1 protein-coding gene is annotated in these 1,065 nt (G+C 46.5%); it reads right to left on the bottom strand.

Annotation, left to right across the window (positions count from 1 at the left end; translation table 11 throughout):
- On the bottom strand, window positions 1-1,065 hold a 1,065-nt coding region (locus AB4496_RS14365), incomplete at both ends, for an acetate/propionate family kinase (RefSeq protein WP_372131206.1).

Raw genomic sequence — 1,065 nt, 5'->3', positions numbered from 1 at the left:
ACAGAAGTTCTACCGACTGTTGAGCAATCACGAACTCTTCGTTCGTTGGAATAACCATTGCTACTGCGTCTAACATCTCTGATTTAGCGATGATACCTTCTGCGCCAAAGCGAGCGGCTTCATTGCCTGCAACGTCTTCAACAAAACCAAGAATCTTAAGGTTGCTTAGGATCTCACGGCGAATTGGTAGAGAGTTCTCACCGATACCACCAGTGAAGATGATGCCGTCTAAAGAGTCTAGCGTTGCAAGGTAAGAAGCAACGTATTTAGCAACGCGGTAAGTAAACACCTCGAAAGCAAGCTTAGCGCCTTCGTGGCCCTCTTCCATCGCTTCTAGGATGCCACGAGCATCGCTCGTAAGACCAGACACGCCAAGGAAGCCAGACTCCTTGTTTAGAGAATTAAAGACTTGCTCTTGTGACCAACCTTTTTTAAGTAGGTATTCGATGATACCTGGATCTAAATCACCACAACGTGTGCCCATCATAAGGCCAGAAAGCGGTGTGAAGCCCATTGACGTATCAACACTGTTACCGTCTTTGATAGCACATACAGATGCACCGTTACCTAGGTGAACAGAGATGAAGCTAGCTTGTTCAACTGGCTTGTTGACCATTTTCGCAGCTTCACGGCTAACGAAGTAGTGGCTCGTACCGTGGAAACCGTAACGACGAACACCGAAGTCTGTGTATAGTTCTTTTGCGATTGCACCAGTAAATGCACGTTGTGGCATTGTTTGGTGGAAAGCCGTATCAAATACAGCAAATTGAGGTAAAGAAGGGAAAGCTTCAATCGCAGCGCGGATACCAATAGCACCTGCAGGGTTATGAAGTGGAGCTAGGTCAGATAGGCTCTCAATCTCACTCGTTACTTCTTCAGTAATACGAACCGTTTGAGTGAACTTCTCGCCGCCGTGAACGATACGGTGCCCGATAGCCACTATATCAGCAGTGAAGCCTAGATCTTCCATCAATCCAACCAGTTTGCCAATGGCAATTTTGTGGTGGTTATCTTCACCTTGAATGGCAATTTCAGTTTTCTGACCTTGATACTTCCAGCTCATAC

This window comes from Vibrio sp. 10N.222.46.A1, assembly GCF_041473595.1.
GTDB classification, from domain to species: Bacteria; Pseudomonadota; Gammaproteobacteria; order Enterobacterales; family Vibrionaceae; genus Vibrio; species Vibrio tasmaniensis_A.
Note: the sequence above shows the minus strand (reverse complement) of the source record. Positions and strands in the feature narration are given on the sequence as shown.